At 61.5% G+C, this 16607-nt stretch carries 17 protein-coding genes; 3 read left to right on the top strand and 14 right to left on the bottom strand.

The annotated features are described in order from the left end of the window. Positions 1 to 47: 47 nt before the first annotated feature. The 3 genes from LPW11_RS04640 to LPW11_RS04650 all read right to left on the bottom strand — a co-directional run bounded on the left by LPW11_RS04640 (position 48) and on the right by LPW11_RS04650 (position 2434). Positions 48 to 1688: an aspartate:alanine exchanger family transporter gene (locus LPW11_RS04640; RefSeq protein ID WP_230996968.1), complete on the bottom strand. Its 1641-nt coding sequence runs from the start codon at positions 1686 to 1688 to the stop codon at positions 48 to 50. A 171-nt stretch (positions 1689 to 1859) separates the two neighbouring features. Further along, the gene (locus LPW11_RS04645; RefSeq protein ID WP_230996969.1) at positions 1860 to 2180 is read right to left on the bottom strand and encodes a helix-turn-helix domain-containing transcriptional regulator; all 321 of its coding nucleotides are present in this window, start codon (positions 2178 to 2180) and stop codon (positions 1860 to 1862) included. A gap of 2 nt (positions 2181 to 2182) precedes the next feature. After that, positions 2183 to 2434 carry a type II toxin-antitoxin system RelE/ParE family toxin gene (locus LPW11_RS04650; RefSeq protein ID WP_230996970.1) on the bottom strand — a complete coding sequence of 84 codons (252 nt, stop codon included), beginning with the start codon at positions 2432 to 2434 and terminating at the stop codon, positions 2183 to 2185. A gap of 247 nt (positions 2435 to 2681) precedes the next feature. Between LPW11_RS04650 and LPW11_RS04655 the strand changes: the two genes are divergently transcribed. After that, positions 2682 to 3056, top strand: coding sequence for a ubiquitin carboxyl-terminal hydrolase 14 (locus tag LPW11_RS04655; RefSeq protein ID WP_230996971.1), 375 nt, complete (start codon positions 2682 to 2684; stop codon positions 3054 to 3056). 31 nt (positions 3057 to 3087) lie between these two features. Here the strand turns inward: LPW11_RS04655 and LPW11_RS04660 are convergent, their stop codons facing one another. From LPW11_RS04660 to LPW11_RS04680, 5 genes are all read right to left on the bottom strand, one after another. After that, positions 3088 to 3426, bottom strand: coding sequence for a zinc ribbon domain-containing protein YjdM (locus tag LPW11_RS04660; RefSeq protein WP_230996972.1), 339 nt, complete (start codon positions 3424 to 3426; stop codon positions 3088 to 3090). Positions 3427 to 3475: 49 nt separating this feature from the next. Beyond that, a complete protein-coding gene (locus LPW11_RS04665) occupies positions 3476 to 3877 on the bottom strand; it encodes a DUF309 domain-containing protein (RefSeq protein WP_230996973.1) in 402 nt (133 codons plus the stop codon). Positions 3878 to 4058: 181 nt separating this feature from the next. Further along, positions 4059 to 4538 (bottom strand): GreA/GreB family elongation factor, encoded by a 480-nt coding sequence (locus LPW11_RS04670; protein ID WP_230996974.1) that lies wholly within the window; start codon positions 4536 to 4538, stop codon positions 4059 to 4061. A 96-nt stretch (positions 4539 to 4634) separates the two neighbouring features. Further along, positions 4635 to 5186 carry a surface-adhesin E family protein gene (locus tag LPW11_RS04675; protein ID WP_230996975.1) on the bottom strand — a complete coding sequence of 184 codons (552 nt, stop codon included), beginning with the start codon at positions 5184 to 5186 and terminating at the stop codon, positions 4635 to 4637. A 130-nt stretch (positions 5187 to 5316) separates the two neighbouring features. Further along, positions 5317 to 6336 carry a PilZ-like domain-containing protein gene (locus LPW11_RS04680; protein ID WP_230996976.1) on the bottom strand — a complete coding sequence of 340 codons (1020 nt, stop codon included), beginning with the start codon at positions 6334 to 6336 and terminating at the stop codon, positions 5317 to 5319. Positions 6337 to 6632: 296 nt separating this feature from the next. On the opposite strand from LPW11_RS04680, the gene LPW11_RS04685 reads away from it, so the two are divergent. Continuing rightward, positions 6633 to 7574, top strand: coding sequence for a chemotaxis protein (locus LPW11_RS04685; protein WP_230996977.1), 942 nt, complete (start codon positions 6633 to 6635; stop codon positions 7572 to 7574). Next, the gene (locus tag LPW11_RS04690; protein ID WP_230996978.1) at positions 7558 to 8658 is read left to right on the top strand and encodes a TIGR04283 family arsenosugar biosynthesis glycosyltransferase; all 1101 of its coding nucleotides are present in this window, start codon (positions 7558 to 7560) and stop codon (positions 8656 to 8658) included. The genes LPW11_RS04685 and LPW11_RS04690 overlap by 17 nt, the downstream gene beginning before the upstream one ends. Here LPW11_RS04690 and LPW11_RS04695 read toward each other — a convergent pair. The 6 genes from LPW11_RS04695 to odhB form a co-directional block, all read right to left on the bottom strand. Next, positions 8627 to 9331, bottom strand: coding sequence for a response regulator (locus LPW11_RS04695; RefSeq protein WP_230996979.1), 705 nt, complete (start codon positions 9329 to 9331; stop codon positions 8627 to 8629). The genes LPW11_RS04690 and LPW11_RS04695 overlap by 32 nt on opposite strands. A 190-nt stretch (positions 9332 to 9521) precedes the next feature. Beyond that, on the bottom strand, positions 9522 to 10391 hold the full coding sequence (locus LPW11_RS04700; protein WP_230996980.1) for a diacylglycerol/lipid kinase family protein: 870 nt from the start codon (positions 10389 to 10391) through the stop codon (positions 9522 to 9524). A gap of 278 nt (positions 10392 to 10669) precedes the next feature. Beyond that, positions 10670 to 13102 carry a Lon protease family protein gene (locus LPW11_RS04705; RefSeq protein WP_230996981.1) on the bottom strand — a complete coding sequence of 811 codons (2433 nt, stop codon included), beginning with the start codon at positions 13100 to 13102 and terminating at the stop codon, positions 10670 to 10672. 99 nt (positions 13103 to 13201) lie between these two features. Beyond that, the gene (lipB, locus tag LPW11_RS04710) at positions 13202 to 13825 is read right to left on the bottom strand and encodes a lipoyl(octanoyl) transferase LipB (protein WP_230996982.1); all 624 of its coding nucleotides are present in this window, start codon (positions 13823 to 13825) and stop codon (positions 13202 to 13204) included. A gap of 16 nt (positions 13826 to 13841) precedes the next feature. Continuing rightward, a complete protein-coding gene (gene lpdA / locus LPW11_RS04715; RefSeq protein WP_230996983.1) occupies positions 13842 to 15251 on the bottom strand; it encodes a dihydrolipoyl dehydrogenase in 1410 nt (469 codons plus the stop codon). A 35-nt stretch (positions 15252 to 15286) separates the two neighbouring features. Further along, a complete protein-coding gene (odhB, locus tag LPW11_RS04720; RefSeq protein ID WP_230996984.1) occupies positions 15287 to 16576 on the bottom strand; it encodes a 2-oxoglutarate dehydrogenase complex dihydrolipoyllysine-residue succinyltransferase in 1290 nt (429 codons plus the stop codon). Positions 16577 to 16607 lie beyond the last annotated feature (31 nt).

Consider the following 16607-nt stretch of genomic DNA (forward strand, 5'->3'; position numbering starts at 1 on the left):
ACCGGCAGATGATGCGCGGGAGACGCGGGCGCGGGGGGCTTTGGAGGTTACTGGAGCATAACCAGGAGGATCTGGACGCAGATGATCTTGAGGATCGTCGCCGCCGGATAGACGGAAGCGAAACCGATGTTGGGGAGATCGTTACGGGTCTGCTCCAGTGCATAGCCGAGGACGGCGGTCTGTGTCTGCATTCCCGCGATGATCCCCATGAGGAGGCTCATCGGGATCTTCAGGAGACGGTAACCTATCCAGAGGGCGAGGAGGGACGCGGTGCAGGTGATGGCGATCCCGATGCCGAAGATCAGGAAGCCCCCCCCTTTGGTGAAAGTGGAGAGGAAGCTGTACCCGGCACGGGTGCCGACCCCGGCGAGGAAGAGGACCATGCCGATCTGGCGCAGCGTCATGTTGGCGCTGTACGGAAGGTTCCAGAACATCTTCCCTGTGTGCCCCAGCGTCCCGAGCACAAGTCCCGCGACAAGGGGGCCTCCGGCGAAGCCGAACTTGAAGGTAATCTCGCCCGGAAGCGGTATCGGCACGATCCCCAGGAGGAGCCCGAGCGCCAGTCCGAGTCCGAAGGTGAGGACGTCGACTTCGCTGACGGCGCGGTAAGAATCGCCGAAGAGTTTCGTCACTTCCTTTATGTTGTCGTGGTGGGTGAGGACGCGCACCCGGTCCCCGAGCTCGAGCACGAGGTCCGCATTGGGGAGGAATTCGTCGTCGCCGCGCCTGACCCTCGTGACGACGGCGCCGAATCTCTGGCGCAGCTTGAGGTCGCGCAGCCGGCGCCCCGCGATGTCGTGGTTGGAAACGAAGATCCTGCGATAGTCGAACTCGCTGCGGTCCAGGTCGATCTCCTCGTCGCTGCGCTCCCCGAGGTAATCCGCCACCCGCTCTATCTCCGCCGCGGATCCCACCACCGTTATCAGGTCACCAAGCTGCAGCCTCGCCTCCGGCGCCGCCAGCGCGTAGTGGTCCCCGCGTTTCAGGCGACCGAAAATGACGTCCCACTCCTCTTCGTGGCGCGCCTCGTAAAGCGTCTTTGCTGACACCTCCGGCTTCAGGACGCGGATGGTGCAGTTTTTCAGCGGCTCCGTCGCCGCACCGAGCCCGGAGAGCCCCCTCGCCTCGGCGTGAAAGTCGATGCGCCAGATCCGTTGCGCCACGGTGATGGCGAGGACGGTGCCGATGACCCCCATCGGATAGGTAATGGAATAGCCGACGACCGGCTCCGCCAGGAGTTGTTCCAGCCAGGGGCCGGAGTAGTTGTGTTTCAGCGTGTCGAGGATCGCCGCAAGGGACGGCGTGCTGGTGAGGCTGCCGGAGTAGAGCCCGGCGGTGATGGTCCCCTTGAGGTTGAAGATCTTCCCGGCGAGCGCGGTGAGGGCGGCGCAGATGGTGAGGATGAGGAGGACCATCAGGTTGTACTTGAGCCCCTGCTTTTTGAACGAAGCAACGAAGATGCGCCCCCCGCTCAGCCCGATGGAGTAGATGAAGATGCTGAGGCCGAGCATGTACACGATGTCGGGGAGTTTCATCTGCGGGTGAAGCGAGCCGAAGGCGAGCCCGACGAAGAGGACGGCGGCGACCCCAAAGCTGCTGCCGAAGATCTTGATCCGTCCGAGGGGGAACCCGATGCCGGCTACAAGGAAGAGGAGTAAAAGAGGGTTGTCGAGCAGAATCTTGATCATGGCACGGCCTCGAAGCGGGGGGATGTCGCCAAGCGCCATGAAGTATAGCAGAGATTATCGAGGGTGAAGGGGATGATTAATGAAAAGAGTGGTGCTGAGGGCGGGCACCTGTCCGACCTGTCCGACCTGTCCGACCTGTCCGACCTGTCCGCCTGCTACGCCATACACCACCTAAATTGACGTTCCCGTCGTCTCGATCCCGCCATGCAGGTTTTTCTTTACTACCGAGAGAATGGCCGAAAGATTGTCCATGGTGGGATTGCCGGTAGCGGACAGCATCCTGTGCAGACTCTTGCTCGGTTTTTGAAGCTCTTCCGCCAGACGCTCGAAACCAACCGTTCCGTTGATCAGGTCCCGTAGAACCAGCTTTGCTGTCGTACTGTCACCGTCTACTATAAGGTCTATAGCTTCTTGAAGGAGGGCTTTGGCAAATTCCGGATCATCAGTAATCCGCTGCCTTACTGTCTCTTTGAACTCCCTTGTCAGAGCCATTTCTAGTCTCCTGCGGTCTCCTGCCGGTCACCCATCTTCTTGCGAGCCTTGTACTCTCCCCAAAGCGCTACTGCCCGCTCGATATCCTTTTGCTGCCCTTTCTTCGTACCTCCTCCTAGGAGGATTATCAATCTCTCGCCGTCCCGGCCCAAGTAGATACGGTACCCTGGCCCCCAGTTAATCCTGCACTCTCCGATGCCGCGAAACCACTTCAGGCTGGAGAGGTTCCCCTGCTCCATCCTGAGGATCGCCACTCTAATTTTCGGCCGCGGCCACCGAATCAACCGTCAGGAACCACTCCCCGTATGGACTTGTGCCGTCTGGGCGAAGGTATTCCTCGACTCGTATGTCACAGGCATATAGTAACATATCCGTTACCGTTGATTCAATTTGGAAGATGCGTCGCGGGGCTGTCGCCGGTGTACTGGAAGATGCTACCATGGAAAAAGGATCCGACATGGAAAGCAGTCTGTATGGTCAGCCGGGCAGGCGAGACATCAAATGAAGCAGACGCGACGACAGTTGTGGTTCTTTCTGCGCTACGTCGCTTACAGGATCAGGAAGTTCTTCCGGGAGATGGGGCTTCTCCCGGCGGCACGGAGGACGGAAATGGCGAGACTCTGTTCGCACCTTGATGAACTGAAGGAAGCATCGCCCAAAACGGACGGATGCGAGGAATGCCTGAAGACGGGGGATACGTGGGTGCACCTGCGGCTTTGCGATACCTGCGGGCACGTGGGGTGCTGCGACAGCTCGAAGAACAAGCATGCCACCGGACACTTCCACGCCACCGGTCACCCGGTCATACGATCGTTCCAGCCGGGAGAGCGGTGGTGGTACTGCTATGTGGATGAGGAGATGGCGGAACTGGATTAGGAAGAGGCCGACAGTATCGGCCTCTTCACACCTACGCCTTCTTTACGAACTCCGATTTAAGCTGCATGGCGCCGATCCCGTCGATCTTGCAGTCGATGTCGTGGTCCCCCTCGACGAGCCGGATGTTCCTCACTTTCGTCCCCACCTTCACGACCAGTGACGAACCCTTCAGCTTCAGGTCCTTGATGACGGTGACAGTATCGCCGTCGCTCAAGAGGTTGCCGAAGGCGTCACGCACCACAAGCTTCTCGTCGGCGGCCGCGGCCGCTTCCTTGCCCCATTCGTGGGCGCATTCGGGGCAGATGTAGAGGTCTCCATCTTCATAGGTGTATTCGGAGCTGCATTTCGGGCACTTCGGTAAGGTACTCATAAATTCCTTTCTGCGTTTTGATGTTCTTCCACTTCTTGTTCTTGCAGCTTTACGACGGCCGCTCCCTTCCCACCAGCTTCAGCTTCGGAATCCGGGCAGGGTCGAGCTCTGACATGCGGGCGGGCCCAAGAGCCTGCAGCGCTTCCCGCAGCCGTTTCGCACCGAGAATGAAGTCTGCGACATCAATCCCCTGACACGATCCCCGCAATTCGCTCAGATGCTGCAGGCCACGCTCGAGCACAGCCATTGCGCCGTCAAAATTCCCTTTTTGCCAATGAATCAGGGCTGCCCCCACCTGGATGACCGCCTGGTGGAAGTAGCGGACTTCCCCCTTTTCTTCCTGCATATACAGCCTGTCGAGGACGTGATGCGCCTCAAACCACTCCCCCCGGTTGAAAAGCTCAACAGCCTCGAGCACCTCTTTCGACGGCTCCTGTTCGCACGTTTGCATGTCGTTCCCCTTTGCGCCGACTTCACTTCCCGCGGAAATAACCCCGTAGCGGTCGTAGCCCCAAACTCGTACCACACATAAAGGGTACAGCTACAGGAGACCGGAGGAAAGGCGCGGGTGCGGGACGCAGGGCGGCTGCCGCATGATGGGTGGGGGAACTCTCTGCTTGAGGAGGTATACCCTACTTCCGAGGCCGGGTCGAACTGATATCGAGAATGGTGACGAAGAGATCCCCTGCGGGGCGCCGGATCACCACTTCGTCGTCTACCTTCTTTCCGAGAAGCGCCTTTCCCACCGGGGAGTCTACGCTGATTTTCCCCTGGTTCACGTCGAACTCGTCCGGCCCGACGAGTTGATAGCAGCGCTCTTCACCTTCTTCGTCCTCGTAGGTGACCCAGCAGCCAAAGGTTACGGTGGTGGGGTTGAGGGGCGGGTAGACGACCTTTACGACCTTCAGCCGGTCGCCCAGATGCTTCAGCTCGCGGTCGATCTCCCGCAGCCTCTTTTTTGAATATATGTACTCGGCATTTTCGCTGCGATCACCTTCTGCGGCAGCGTCTGCCATGTTTTTTACCATGCGCGGGCGCTCGATCTCCCACAGCTCGTCGTAGCGCGCCTGAAGCCTTTTCTTACCTTCGGCGCTGATCATGTTGCTGCTCATCGTTGCTACTCCATTATCTATTCAAGGCTTCCCTGCACTCCTTCGAGAAGCTTGATCCATCCACAGGCTCTTCCGCCATCTCTAATTCCGCCACAATTACTGGATCGAGACCCCCTCGTCACCGCCAGCGGACTCCTCGGACTCGTCGGCATCAGAGCCGCCGGCAGGAGATGCGGGCTTGGCAGGGCTCACTCCCGGGGTCGGCGCCTCCTTCTCGTCACTTTCATCGTTCCCGGTCCCGGTGCACACTATCTCCTGCGCCAACTCGAGCGCAGATTCGGGGGGGATCGGCTCAAAGTCGGTCTCGGCGCCGGAGGGGACGCTTTTATTCAGCTCCCTGCGATTCCTGTCCATCATCAGCGTCTGCCGTACCCTGAAGGTGGCATCGGAGCAATCCATCTCGTAGTTTGTGAGAATGTACGCGAGATGGTTCAGGTTGTACTCCTGGCGATAGTATTCTTTGCTTTTTGCGACGGACTTCACCCAGAAGATATGGATGTCTCCGCTGCGGTTAACTACCGATTTCTGGTCGATGTAGTACCTGAGGTCGCTGTCCTCGGCGAAGTTGTACCATCTTTCATCTGCCGCATGAGCTAGATTGCTGAAGCAGACGACACAGAGCATGGCGAACACGACTCTTAACCGCATGGAGCCCCCCTCTTTGCAAGCCGATTTATCAGGATGGCAATCATAGACCACTTTCTCCACGAGCGCAAACAACAAAAGAAGCCGCTAACCTCCGGCTTCTTCAGTGTGTAAAAAGTTTCAGAGCAATTCGTTACCGCACCGCCGATGAATCACGCACTCCCCGATACTGCTTGATCGACTTCTCGTACGTCGTTCCGATCGGATTCTGGGGGCCGGTCTCGTTGTAGCGGATCAAGAACCTCACGAGGCAAAAGGAGAGAATGAGCACGACCAGCGCGAGCAGCGTGCTGCGCAGCATCCGCTGACCCCTCCGCTCCGGCTCGGCGGAGGTCACCGGCTCCTGCATGCTGCGCGCATCGGCCAGCTTCCGCAGGTGCTCGATCTGTCGCACGGAGATCTGCTGGAATATGAGATCCCTGTCCCGTTCGTCGAGATGGAGGAATTTGAGACCGGCTGGATACTCCGTCTTCCCCTTCACCACTCTCGGTTCCATGATGTGCATGACTTCGGCGACCGCATAGATGAGCCGCGGAGGATGAACCGGCAGATGAATCTCCAGGTTCAGCAACTCCTCGGGGCGCACCCGCCGGGGGAGCCGGAGCCTGATGCCACCCCCTCCGACGTTGCTGCTGGGGGACGGAATCTCCCGCCAATCCAGCTCCAGTGCTGGCGGAAACTGTGCCTGATGGGCGGCGATGACGAAGCGGTCGTACCCCTGGAGCTTCATGTGCTCCAGCTCCTTGCGCCGCTCCCAGTCTGTCTTCACAAGGTCGCGGTCCTGCTCCTCCACCGCGGCAAAGCGCGCCCGCAGGTCCATCTGGAGACGGAAAAACTGCCGGCGCTCCTGCAGGTTGAAGGTGCCAAAGAGCCTGATCCTGAAAGTCCGGGCGCTCTCCTTCTCGGTGACGATGCAACTGCAGGTATAGGCGTCCTTCTCCACCCACACGCTGAGATCGAGGATGCTCCCCACCTCCACACGCACGTTCGCGGGGAGGACGTCGCGGGAAATCTGGGCTACCACCTCGTCCTCGTGGTAATCGTTGATGATCGCCCAGTCCCTGAAGACCCCGCCCCCCGCCAGAGGAATGCCGATCTCCACCCGCAACCCCGTGTGGAGGTACGACGCATACTCGGCATAATCGTCTCTCATGCGCGCCCTTTCCTGAAACCCTATGATTTCTTTACCTATCACAGTAAACTCCATGCCCTTTGAAATGCAAGGGCGTGGATGCTACCGCTCTTCTTTCTATTCGGCACCGCTGCGCCATTTCATGAGCTGCGTCTCTCGCCGGCACAGTGAGCGTTGACTCATAGCAACAGGGGTACAATCGAGCTCATGCAGGATGAGAAGAGATGATCGGGAAAATTGCCCTCATGCTTTCGCGGGGGGTGCCGATGTAGAGAGGCAGAGGGCGGAACCGTCAACGTCGAAGAGATGGGGGAAAAATGGAAGCGAGCAACAAGATTCTTCTGGAATGTGATACCAACGAGCTCGAGATCGTCGAGTTCAGGATTGACGAGTGCGATAAAAACGGGCAAGTTGTCCCGTGCTACTTCGGCGTCAACGTGGCGAAGGTGCGCGAGATCATTCGCCTCCCGAAGCTGCGCAAGGTGGTGAACGCCCACCCCGCCATCTCCGGGATGATAAAGCTGCGCGACCAGGTCATCACGCTCATCGACCTCTCCCGCACGCTCAACAAGGATACGGGGGAACTGAACGCCGACCGCGTCATCGTCCTCGAGTTCAACAGGATCGTTGTCGGCATCCTGGTTCACTCCGTTTCGCGGATCTACCGCATCTCGTGGGAAAACGTGGAGCCGCCGGTAAAGGCGATCCACGATGCAAACATAACCGGCGTGGTGAAGATGGAGGATCGCATTATCCTCATCCTCGACTTCGAGAAGATCGTGGCGGAGCTCTCCTGCTCCGACGCGCTCTCGGCGCCCGATGAGCGGCAGCTCAGCCCGCATCCGGTGCTGAACCGCAGCGAAAAGACGATAATCGTCGCCGACGACTCCCACTTTATCCGGAACACCATAACCTCTTCGCTGCGGGAGGCGGGATACCGCATAGAGGAGGCGCAAAACGGCGAAGAGGCGTGGGATCTGATCCAGTCGAAGCTGGCAAGGGCCCAGTCGGCGGGGGTTCCCCTGAGCGCCGAGCTCAACCTGGTGATAACGGACGTGGAGATGCCGCGCATGGACGGCCTGCGCCTCACCTCGCTGGTGCGGCGCGAGAGCGGGCTCGCGGAGTTGCCGGTGGTGATCTTCTCGTCCCTTGCCAGCGACGATAACAAGACAAAGTGGAAGACCCTGGGAGCCAGCGAGATCCTCACGAAGCCGGACCTCCCCAACCTGGTGGAAAAGGCGGATGAACTTGTCATATGAGGAAGCGACCGAACTCTCGGTCATCGTACCGGTACTGAATGAAGAAGAGAATCTGCAGGCGCTTTTCCAGTGCCTTTCGGCACAGCGCTCGGTACGGCTGGAGCTTGTCCTTTCCGATGGCGGGTCGAGTGACGGCACCGTCGCCAGAGGACGGGAGCTGGAGCGCCGTGCCCCCTTTCCCTGCCGCATCATCACCGGCACCAGGGGGCGGGCAGCGCAGCAAAACAGGGGGGTGGCGCATGCTTGCGCCACCCTTCTTCTTTTTCTCCACGTCGACAGCTCGTTTGACGATCCCCTCGCCTTCAGAAAGGCGCTCGACTCCATCGCGGCAGCCGCTGCGGCACGCGGTGACGACCGCGTCGCCGGGCACTTCCCCCTCCGCTTCGACTTCTCCGGGGATCCCCCCCTTCCCTACCGCTACTACCAGAGAAAGGCCCGCCTGCACCGCCCGGGGTGCACCCACGGCGACCAGGGGTTCCTGATGAGCCGGCGCTTCTTCCAGGAGATCGGCCCCTTCGACGAGTCCCTCCCCCTCATGGAGGACACCTTCCTGGCGGAGAAGATCCGCCAGCGCGGCGCATGGCTCCTCTTTCCCTCTCCGATCACCACCTCTCCCCGGCGCTTCCAGCGGGAGGGGCTCCTCCCCAGGCAGACGCTCAACGCAGTCCTCATGAACCTCGCGGCGCTGCAGCGGCTCGGGCTTCTCACGGACGTAAGGAGCACCTACAAAAGCCACGACTCCGCCGGGAGACTGGCGCTGGAGGGATTCCTCATCCCGCTCAGGCGCACCATCGCGCGTCTACCGCTGCGTGAGCGGATGACCTTCTGGTACGAAAGCGGGAGCTACGTGCGCCGCAACGCGTGGCAGGTGCCGTTCTTTATGGACGTAATGGTGGGGGGAAAGGAAAAAGAGGGTGCGACAGAGGGGAAATTCCTGCAGCGCTACGACCGCTACCTGGAGCGGCTGACAGATAATGTGGCGGGACGGGTCGCGGCAACCGTCCTCGTGTGGGGGTGGTTCAGGATGGTGACGCTGAGGCTGAGGCTTAAATCTACTCCATGCTCCCCTGAACGAAGCGCTTGAGCGCCGCCAGGGACTTCTCCTCAAGAAGAGAGAACTCCACGCCGAAGCCGGGGGGGAGTGCCGGCTTTACCCGCTCCTCCCCGCTATTCACCCAGGCCACCCTCGCTGTGGCCTCCACCAGGGAGTCCCCCTCCACCGGCAGGAAGAATGCGACCTTTACTTCCGTGTCCTTCTCCACACTCCCGGACCATGTGATAAAGGCTCCACCCTCGGCGAGATCGGCACTCTCCGCCGCAACAGGCAGCCCCTCCTGCACGACGAGTACCGGTATCCGGCACGGCACTCGCGGCACCCTCCTGTCGACCCCTGCCGTGAAGCGACGGGCCATCTCCAGGAACGCACATCGATCGATCGGTTTGGTGAGGTAGTCGTCACAGCCGGCCTGAGCGGCAAGCTCCCGGTCCTCCTCCCTCCCGGCGGTGGTGAGCATTACTACCGGGATTTCGCAGAAAAAGGGATCTGCCTTGATCTTCCTGCAACAGCCGATGCCGTTCAGCACCGGCATGTGCATGTCCATGAAGATGAGGTCGGGGACCTCCGTGCGGACCAGGTCGAGCGCCTCCTGGCCGTTTGCTGCGGTGATGACGTCAACGTTGGAGAACTTGAGATAGCCTTTTTCCAGCTCCAGGACGAGCTTTGTGTCGTCCACCAGCAATATCTTCGGTTTGGCCACGGCTACTCCTCAAGAAGTTATTTCACGTCACCGGCACCGGCCCACATTTCTGTGTCAGCCTCGCAAGATGGCCACATTAATCGAATACTATTCATCTTTTGTCAAGACAGAAAAGGCAGGGTCTCTCATTGCACTGTCGCTGACAGTAAAAGGGAACTCTCTGTGACAGAATTTACCCCTTTCTCTGCCGTCAAACGACCAGCTGCATGAAGTCTGGTAGTGACCGGATCTTCACCGGTGCCCGCCTGCAATAGTCACCGTCCAGCTGGATGCACTTCTCTCCCCCCACCTCCACCTCGTCCGCGTGGAAGGATGTGAGGGACCTGCTGCGGGACGCCGTACCGCTGAAGAGTCTCAGCGCCAGGCGGAAGTAGTCCAAGCGTCCCCCCTTGACACAGAGCACCTGGAAGCCGGGAGAAAAGAGGTCTGCCTCCGGTGCCAGCACGAAGTCCCCGGCATACCTCCCGGCGTTGCAGACGATGACGCTGTGGCAGGAGAGGCTCCTTCCCGCACCGCGCACCGCGATCTCCTCCCTGTCCCAGGTGCGCAGCGTCCGCAGCGCCGACAGGACGTAGGCACCCTTGCCGAAAGCTTTCTTCTCCGGGAGTCGCACCCCCTCGACGACAGCGCCGTCGACACCGATGCCGGCCATGAGGATGAAGCGGAGCGCCCCCCCGTCCCAGCTCATTTCTCCAACCGAGACCGCCTTCCGCACCCCGCGCGTCACCCTGGCAACTGCGTCTTCGACCGAAGCTATTTTTAGCTCGCGCGCAAGAACATTGGAGGTGCCAAGAGGTATGACGGCGAGCGTGGCCCGGCCGGGAAGAAGTCCGTTCACCACGCCGTTCACAGTGCCATCCCCCCCCGCCACCAGGATGAGGGGGTCCGCTTCCTCGGCGCAGATGCGGCTGGCGAAGCGTCCGGCGTCTTCGGCGCAGGTGGTAGCGAGGAGCTCGGGATTCACCCCCGCGGTAACGAGTCGCTCCATGAGGGCCTTCACCTTCTCGGGAGAAGAAGTGCCGGAAACAGGATTGACGATAAGGAAAGATCGCTTTGGCAAGGGAGGCTCCGGATGGATGTGATGTTGCGCGGGTGACCGGGTTATATCAAAAGAGGGGTGGGTTCGTCGAGATTTCCTCGGGGATCTGCTTCCTGGAGGAGGTCGCGATAAGATCATCTGGAAAATGCGACGAGCTTCCGCACGACGTCCCCCCTCCCTCGACGGGAGGGGGACAGGGGGTGGGTGGAGCTGCCGTCTGCTGAACGGGTGGCACCTTCCCCCCCACCCTGGCCCTCCCCCGCAAGGGGGGAGGGTGTAGCGAGGCGAAAACGTAGCCTTTACCTCTCTTCCTTCTCCTCCTTCTTCTCACCCTTCTCCGATTCGAGGAGGCGCTTCATCTTCTCCGAGATCTCCAGGAGCCGCTCCTGCACCCGGTGATTGACCGTTCCATCGGGGTACTTCCCGCTCGGGCCGAGGGTTCCGGCGGGGACTCCGGTCAGCACCTCGATCCCCTCGTCGATCGTAGTGACGCTCCAGATGTGGAACATGCCGTCGCGCACCGCCTGCACAACCTCCTCGCTGAGCATCAGGTTCCGCTCGTTGAGCTTCGGGATCATCACCCCCTGGCTCCCGGTCAGCCCCTTCGCCTTGCACACGGCGTAGAACCCCTCGATCTTGTAGTTCACCCCGCCGATCGGCTGCACGTGGCCGTGCTGGTTCACGCTCCCGGTAACGGCTATCCCCTGCCGGAGCGGAATGCCGGAGAGGGCGGAAAGAAGGGCGTACAGCTCGGTCGAGGAGGCGCTGTCCCCTTCGATCCCCTCGTACGACTGCTCAAAGCAGATGGAGGCGGTAAGGGAGAGGGGACGGTCGAGGGCGAACTTTCCTCCGAGGTATCCGGTCAGTATCAGCACCCCCTTGTCGTGGATGGGGCCCGAGAGCTTCACCTCCCGCTCGATATTGACCATTCCGGCGCGCCCCATGTAGGTGCGTGCGGTCACCCGCGAGGGGCGGCCAAAGGTGTGGTCGCCGAGGGTGATGACGGAGAGGCCGTTGATCTGCCCGGTGACGCTCCCGTCGGTGTCGCACAGGATCGTCCCGTCCTCGAAATACTCCTGCATCCGTTCCTCGATGCGGTTGCTCCGGTAGATCTTGTGGTGGATCGCCTTTATCACCCACTCCCGCGTCACCAGGGAGTCCCCCCCCTCTTTCGCCCAGTAGCTCGCCTCCCGCAAAAGGTCGGTAAGCTCCATGAGCTGCGAGGAGAGCCTCTCCTGATCCTCCACAAGGCGCGCGGAGTACTCGAGGAGGGCGGCGACTGCGCCGGGGTCGAAATGGAGCAGCCCCTCGTTTCGGCAGTGCGTGGCGACGAAGAGGGCATAGTCCTGCATGACCTCCGGGGTCCTGTTCAGCCTGCTGTCGAAGTCCGCCTTTACCTTGAAGAACTTACGGTACTCCGGTTCGAGGTGGAAGAGGAGGTAATAGATCCACAGCGAGCCGATCATGATGATCTTCGCCTTCAGCGGAATAGGCTCCGGCTTCAGCGTCACGAAGGTCATGAAGCGGTACTGCTCGAGGACGTCCTCGATCCTGATCTCCGCGTTCCTGATGCAGCGCTTCAGCGCGTCCCAGGCAAAGGGGTTCATCAGCACCTCGCGGGCGTCGACGATGAGGTAGCCGCCGTTGGCGCGGTGCAGTGCACCCGGTTTTATGAGGGTGAAGTTCGTGCTCGCCACTCCCCCCATCTGCATGACGCTCTCCATGCGCCCGAAGAGGTTGTTGTAGGTCGCATTCGTTTCGAAGACGACCGGAGCCCCGGAGTGGTCGTCGTTGGTGACGAAGACGTTCACCTGGTAGCGCTCCAGGTTCGGCTCCTGCTTCGGGACGCGCAACCCCGGGATCTGGGGGGCGGCGGCCTGCGGCTTGAAGTCGTCCAGGTTCAGCAGAAGGTCCTCCTGCACGCTCTCCAGGTATTTCACCACCCTTTCGGAGTAGGCGTACTTCTCCTGCAGGGGACCGACGTGGTGCCCGATGGCGGAGAGCCCGAGCTCGCGGTCGAGCTGCGCCAGCGCCTCGCGCAGCGACTTCTCGTTGTCACGCACCTGCCGCATGACATCGTTCAGCCTCTCCGTCAGCGCCTTGCCGTGGGCATCCATCTGCTCCCGCTCTTCCTGCTCCAGGGCGTCGTACTCCTCTTGCGTGAAGTTGCGCCCTTCCTTCTGGGGGACCACCACGAGGCCCGAAACGGTCCGCTGCATGGCGAACCCTTCCCCCTCCACCTCTTTCTCCAGGATCTTGAAGAGCTCGCCGTTTTTCTCCTGGTACTCCTCGATGGTGGCGACGCGGTGCGTTTCGTACTCCCTGCTCTCCAGCGCCTTCGGTATGTTGGTGCGCACGCCGTCGATGAATTCCTTCATGTCCGCGGCAAGCTCAGGCCCCATCCCTGCCGGCAGGGAGAGCGCCAGCGGATTGTCGGGAGCGGCGAAGTTGTAGACGTAGCACCAGTCGTTGGGGGTGGGCTCGGTCCTCGCCCGGGACTTCAGGTGGTTCGCGATGGTGGTGTTCCGCCCGGTGCCGGGCTCCCCGGCGAGAAAGATGTTGAAGCCGTTGTCCTGAATGCCGAGCCCGAAGTGGATGGCGCTCAGGGCGCGCTCCTGTCCGATACTCCCTTCCAGGTTTCCTATCTCGTCGGTGCTCCGGAAGTTGAAGATGCTCGGGTCGCAAGCCCATTTCAGCTTTTCCGCAGGGAGTCTGCAGCTTTTTTCAGACATAGGTGCCTCCTTGGGGCGTGGAGGTTCGGGAACACCCCGACACTCATGAGACAGGTTAATTTTATCTCATTTTAGCTGGCTACGCTGTGGAGGCGCCTGTCAGCGCTCCCGGTGGGGGAGCCGCTCCTCAAGGAGTTGCTCGAAACGGGGGGTGAAGAGCTCTTTGACGGCGTCAAGGGGGAGGTGGCCGCCGCGCTCCAGATCGAGGGAGGTGACGCGGCATCCAGACATGCCGCAGGGGTTTATGCGGGTAAAGGGGGCGACGTCGCGGGAGACATTGAGGGCGAAGCCGTGCATGGTGATCCAGTTGCGCACTCCCACCCCGATGGAGGCGAGCTTGCCGCGTTCGGTCCAAAGACCGGTGTAGCCGGGGATGGTGAAGCCGCCTACCCCGAGGGACTCCACCACCCCCTTCAGGAGCGCCTCCAGAAAGCGCAGGTAGCGGTGCAGGTCGCGCCCGCGCCGGGAGAGGTCGATGATGGGGTAGCCGACGAGCTGGCCCGGGCCGTGGAACGTGACGTCCCCCCCCCGATTGACCCGCACCGCCTGAATGGTGGGATCGAGAATGTTGGCGAGGCTCCCGCCGGAGCCTATGGTGTACACAGGCTGGTGCTCGAGGAGGAGGAGGGTCTCCTCCCCCCCGTCCCGAACCGCGTGCACCAGCTGCTCCTGCATGATGTACGCTTCCGAATAGCTTATGGTGCCGAGATCATGGACTATCATGCTACCTCTCCAACCTTTACGCGTGGATCGCCTGCTTGTTCACATCGAGTGCCGCCTCTTTGAGCGCTTCCGAAAGGGTCGGATGGGAGTGTATGGTGAGCGCTATGTCCTCGGCGCTCCCGCCGAAACTCATCGCCGTCACCGCCTCGGCTATCATGTCGGAGGCACGCGGCCCGAGGATGTGGACACCGAGGATCCTCCCGTTCCCTCCGGCCGCCAGCACCTTCACGAAACCTTCCGTCTCGTCCATGCAGCGCGCCCTGCCGTTTCCGGCGAAGTTGAAGCGCCCGACACGATAATCTACCCCCTCTTCCTTGAGGGACTCCTCCGTCTTCCCGACGGAGGCCGCCTCGGGCCAGGTGTAGCAAACGCCCGGGATGTAGTTGTACTCCACGATGCTCTTTTGCCCCGCGAGCCGCTCGGCGAAAACCACCCCTTCCTCCATCGCCTTGTGCGCGAGCATCGGTCCGGGGATGAGGTCGCCGATGGCGTAGATCCCGGGGACGCTCGTTTGGTAGTTCTCGTCCACCACCACGCGGCCGCGCTCCTGCCTGATGCCGAGGCGGTCGAGCCCCAGTGCCGCGGAGAGGGGTCGGCGGCCCACCGCCACCAGCACCTTGTCGCAGGAGGTCTCGGGGGGCGCGCCGCCACCCTCGAGCTTCGCCACGACTTTCCCATCCCGCTTCTGCACCGCTGTCACCTTCGCGCCCATAAGGAAGGCCATCCCCTGCTTCTTTAGGGATCTCATGAGCGACTCCGCCACCTGTCCGTCGCTTCCTGCCACGAGGCGGGGAAGGAGCTCCACGACCGTGACCTTCGCCCCCAGCCTCAGCCATACGCTCCCGAGTTCGAGGCCTATGTACCCGCCACCGACCACCAGGAGGTGCTCCGGGACCGCATCGAAGGAGAGCGCCTCCCGCGCGCTCACCACGTCGACCCCGTCGAACGGGAGCCCCGGCAGCTCCACCGCGTCGCTCCCGGTGGCAAGGAGGACCCGCTTCCCCGTCAGCTGCTGCACCCCCTGCGCTCCTTTTACCTCCACCCCCTGCCCCCCTCCGGCCGCTCCGGTCGGGCGCCCCTCGCCGCTGAAGCGGTCTATGGAGTGCTTCTTGAAGAGATACTGGATCCCGTCGGTGAGCTTTCGCACCACCTCCTCTTTCCGCTGCATCATCTTCGCGAGGTTGAGGGAAGGGGCCGGTATCTCTATACCGTGCCCCGCGAAGCGCTCTTTCGCGAGGGAGAAGAGTTCGCTCGAATCGAGAAGCGCCTTGCTGGGGATGCACCCTTCGTTGAGGCAAACCCCTCCGAGCGCATCCCTCTTCTCCACGACGGCCACTTTCATGCCGAGCTGTGCGCAGCGTATAGCTGCCACGTACCCGCCAGGTCCGGCGCCGATAACGATCAGATCATACGTTTCTTCTGCCATGTGCTAAACCTCCCTCCCTTCCTCCGGCGCCGCGTTCACCCTTCCAGGAGCATCTCCTCCGGGTCCTCGATACATTCCTTTATCCTCTTCAGGAACCCGACCGCGCCGGTGCCGTCCACGATCCGGTGGTCGTAGGAGAGCGCGAGGTACATCATCGGCCGGATCACGATGGCGCCGTCGCGCACCACCGCGCGATCCTGTATGGCATGCATCCCCAGCACCCCGCTCTGCGGCGGGTTGAGGATCGGTGTGGAAAGGAGCGAGCCGTAGATCCCGCCGTTGGAGATGGTGAAGGTCCCCCCTTCCAGATCTCCGATGGTGATGCGATTGCCGCGCACCTTCTCCGCCAGATCGGCGATGCGCTGCTCGATCTGGGCGAGGGTGAGGGTCTCCGCCGAGCGCAGCACCGGGACCACCAGCCCTTTTTCGCTCCCGACCGCGATCCCGAGATCGCAGTAGTGGTGGTAGACGACATCATCCCCTTCGATGCTCGCATTGATCTCGGGATAGTCCCTCAGCGCATCGCAGCAGGCCCGCACGAAAAAGGACATGAGGCCGAGCTTTATCTTGTGGCGCTGCAGGAATTTCTCCCCGTGCTTCTTGCGCAGCGCCATGATCTCGCTCATGTCCGCCTCGTTGAAGGTGGTAAGCATCGCCGTCGACTGCTTCGAGACGACCAGCCGCTCCGCGATGCGCTTGCGTATCGGTGTCATCGGCTTCCGAGTAATTCGTCCCAGCGCCTCCTCCCGCACGACGGAAGGGGGTGGCGTCGCGACCTCACGCTGAGCACCTTCTGCAGCCGGTTTCACAGTCGGCTCAGCGCCCTTTTGCTGCGCCGCCGACGGTGCAAAGATCGGTACCCCCTCTTCCCCTCTCTCGCGAGCCTGTTTTCGACCGGAAGGGGAGGAAGGGTATGCTGTCGATTCCGGCGGCGCAAAATCCTTCGGTGCACGGTGCTCCTGCGGCTGTGCCGGCGGCTGCGGTGGCTGCTGCGGCTGTGGCGCTTCGGCACGCGGCGCAGGGGGTATGGGCGGCTGCTCTATCTTTTGCTCCACGACCGTCCGTGGTTCTTCAGCCGGCTTCGCCTCTTTGGCAGCACCTTCCTCGATACGAGCGATGACGGTGCCAATTTTCACCGTCTCCCCTTCCTGCACGACGATGGAGAGGGTTCCCGCGATCTCGGAGGTGATTTCCAGCGTCACCTTGTCGGTCTCGATCTCGCAGACCGCCTCGTCCTTCGCGACGCTGCTGCCATCGCTCTTGAGCCACCTGGCAATCAGCGCCTCTGTTACCGATTCGCCGACTGGCGGCACCTTTAGCTCCATCTTCCCCCCCTTTGCTGTGAGTCAGAACGGC

The sequence above is a fragment of the Geomonas sp. RF6 genome (assembly GCF_021044625.1).
Lineage (GTDB): Bacteria > Desulfobacterota > Desulfuromonadia > Geobacterales > Geobacteraceae > RF6.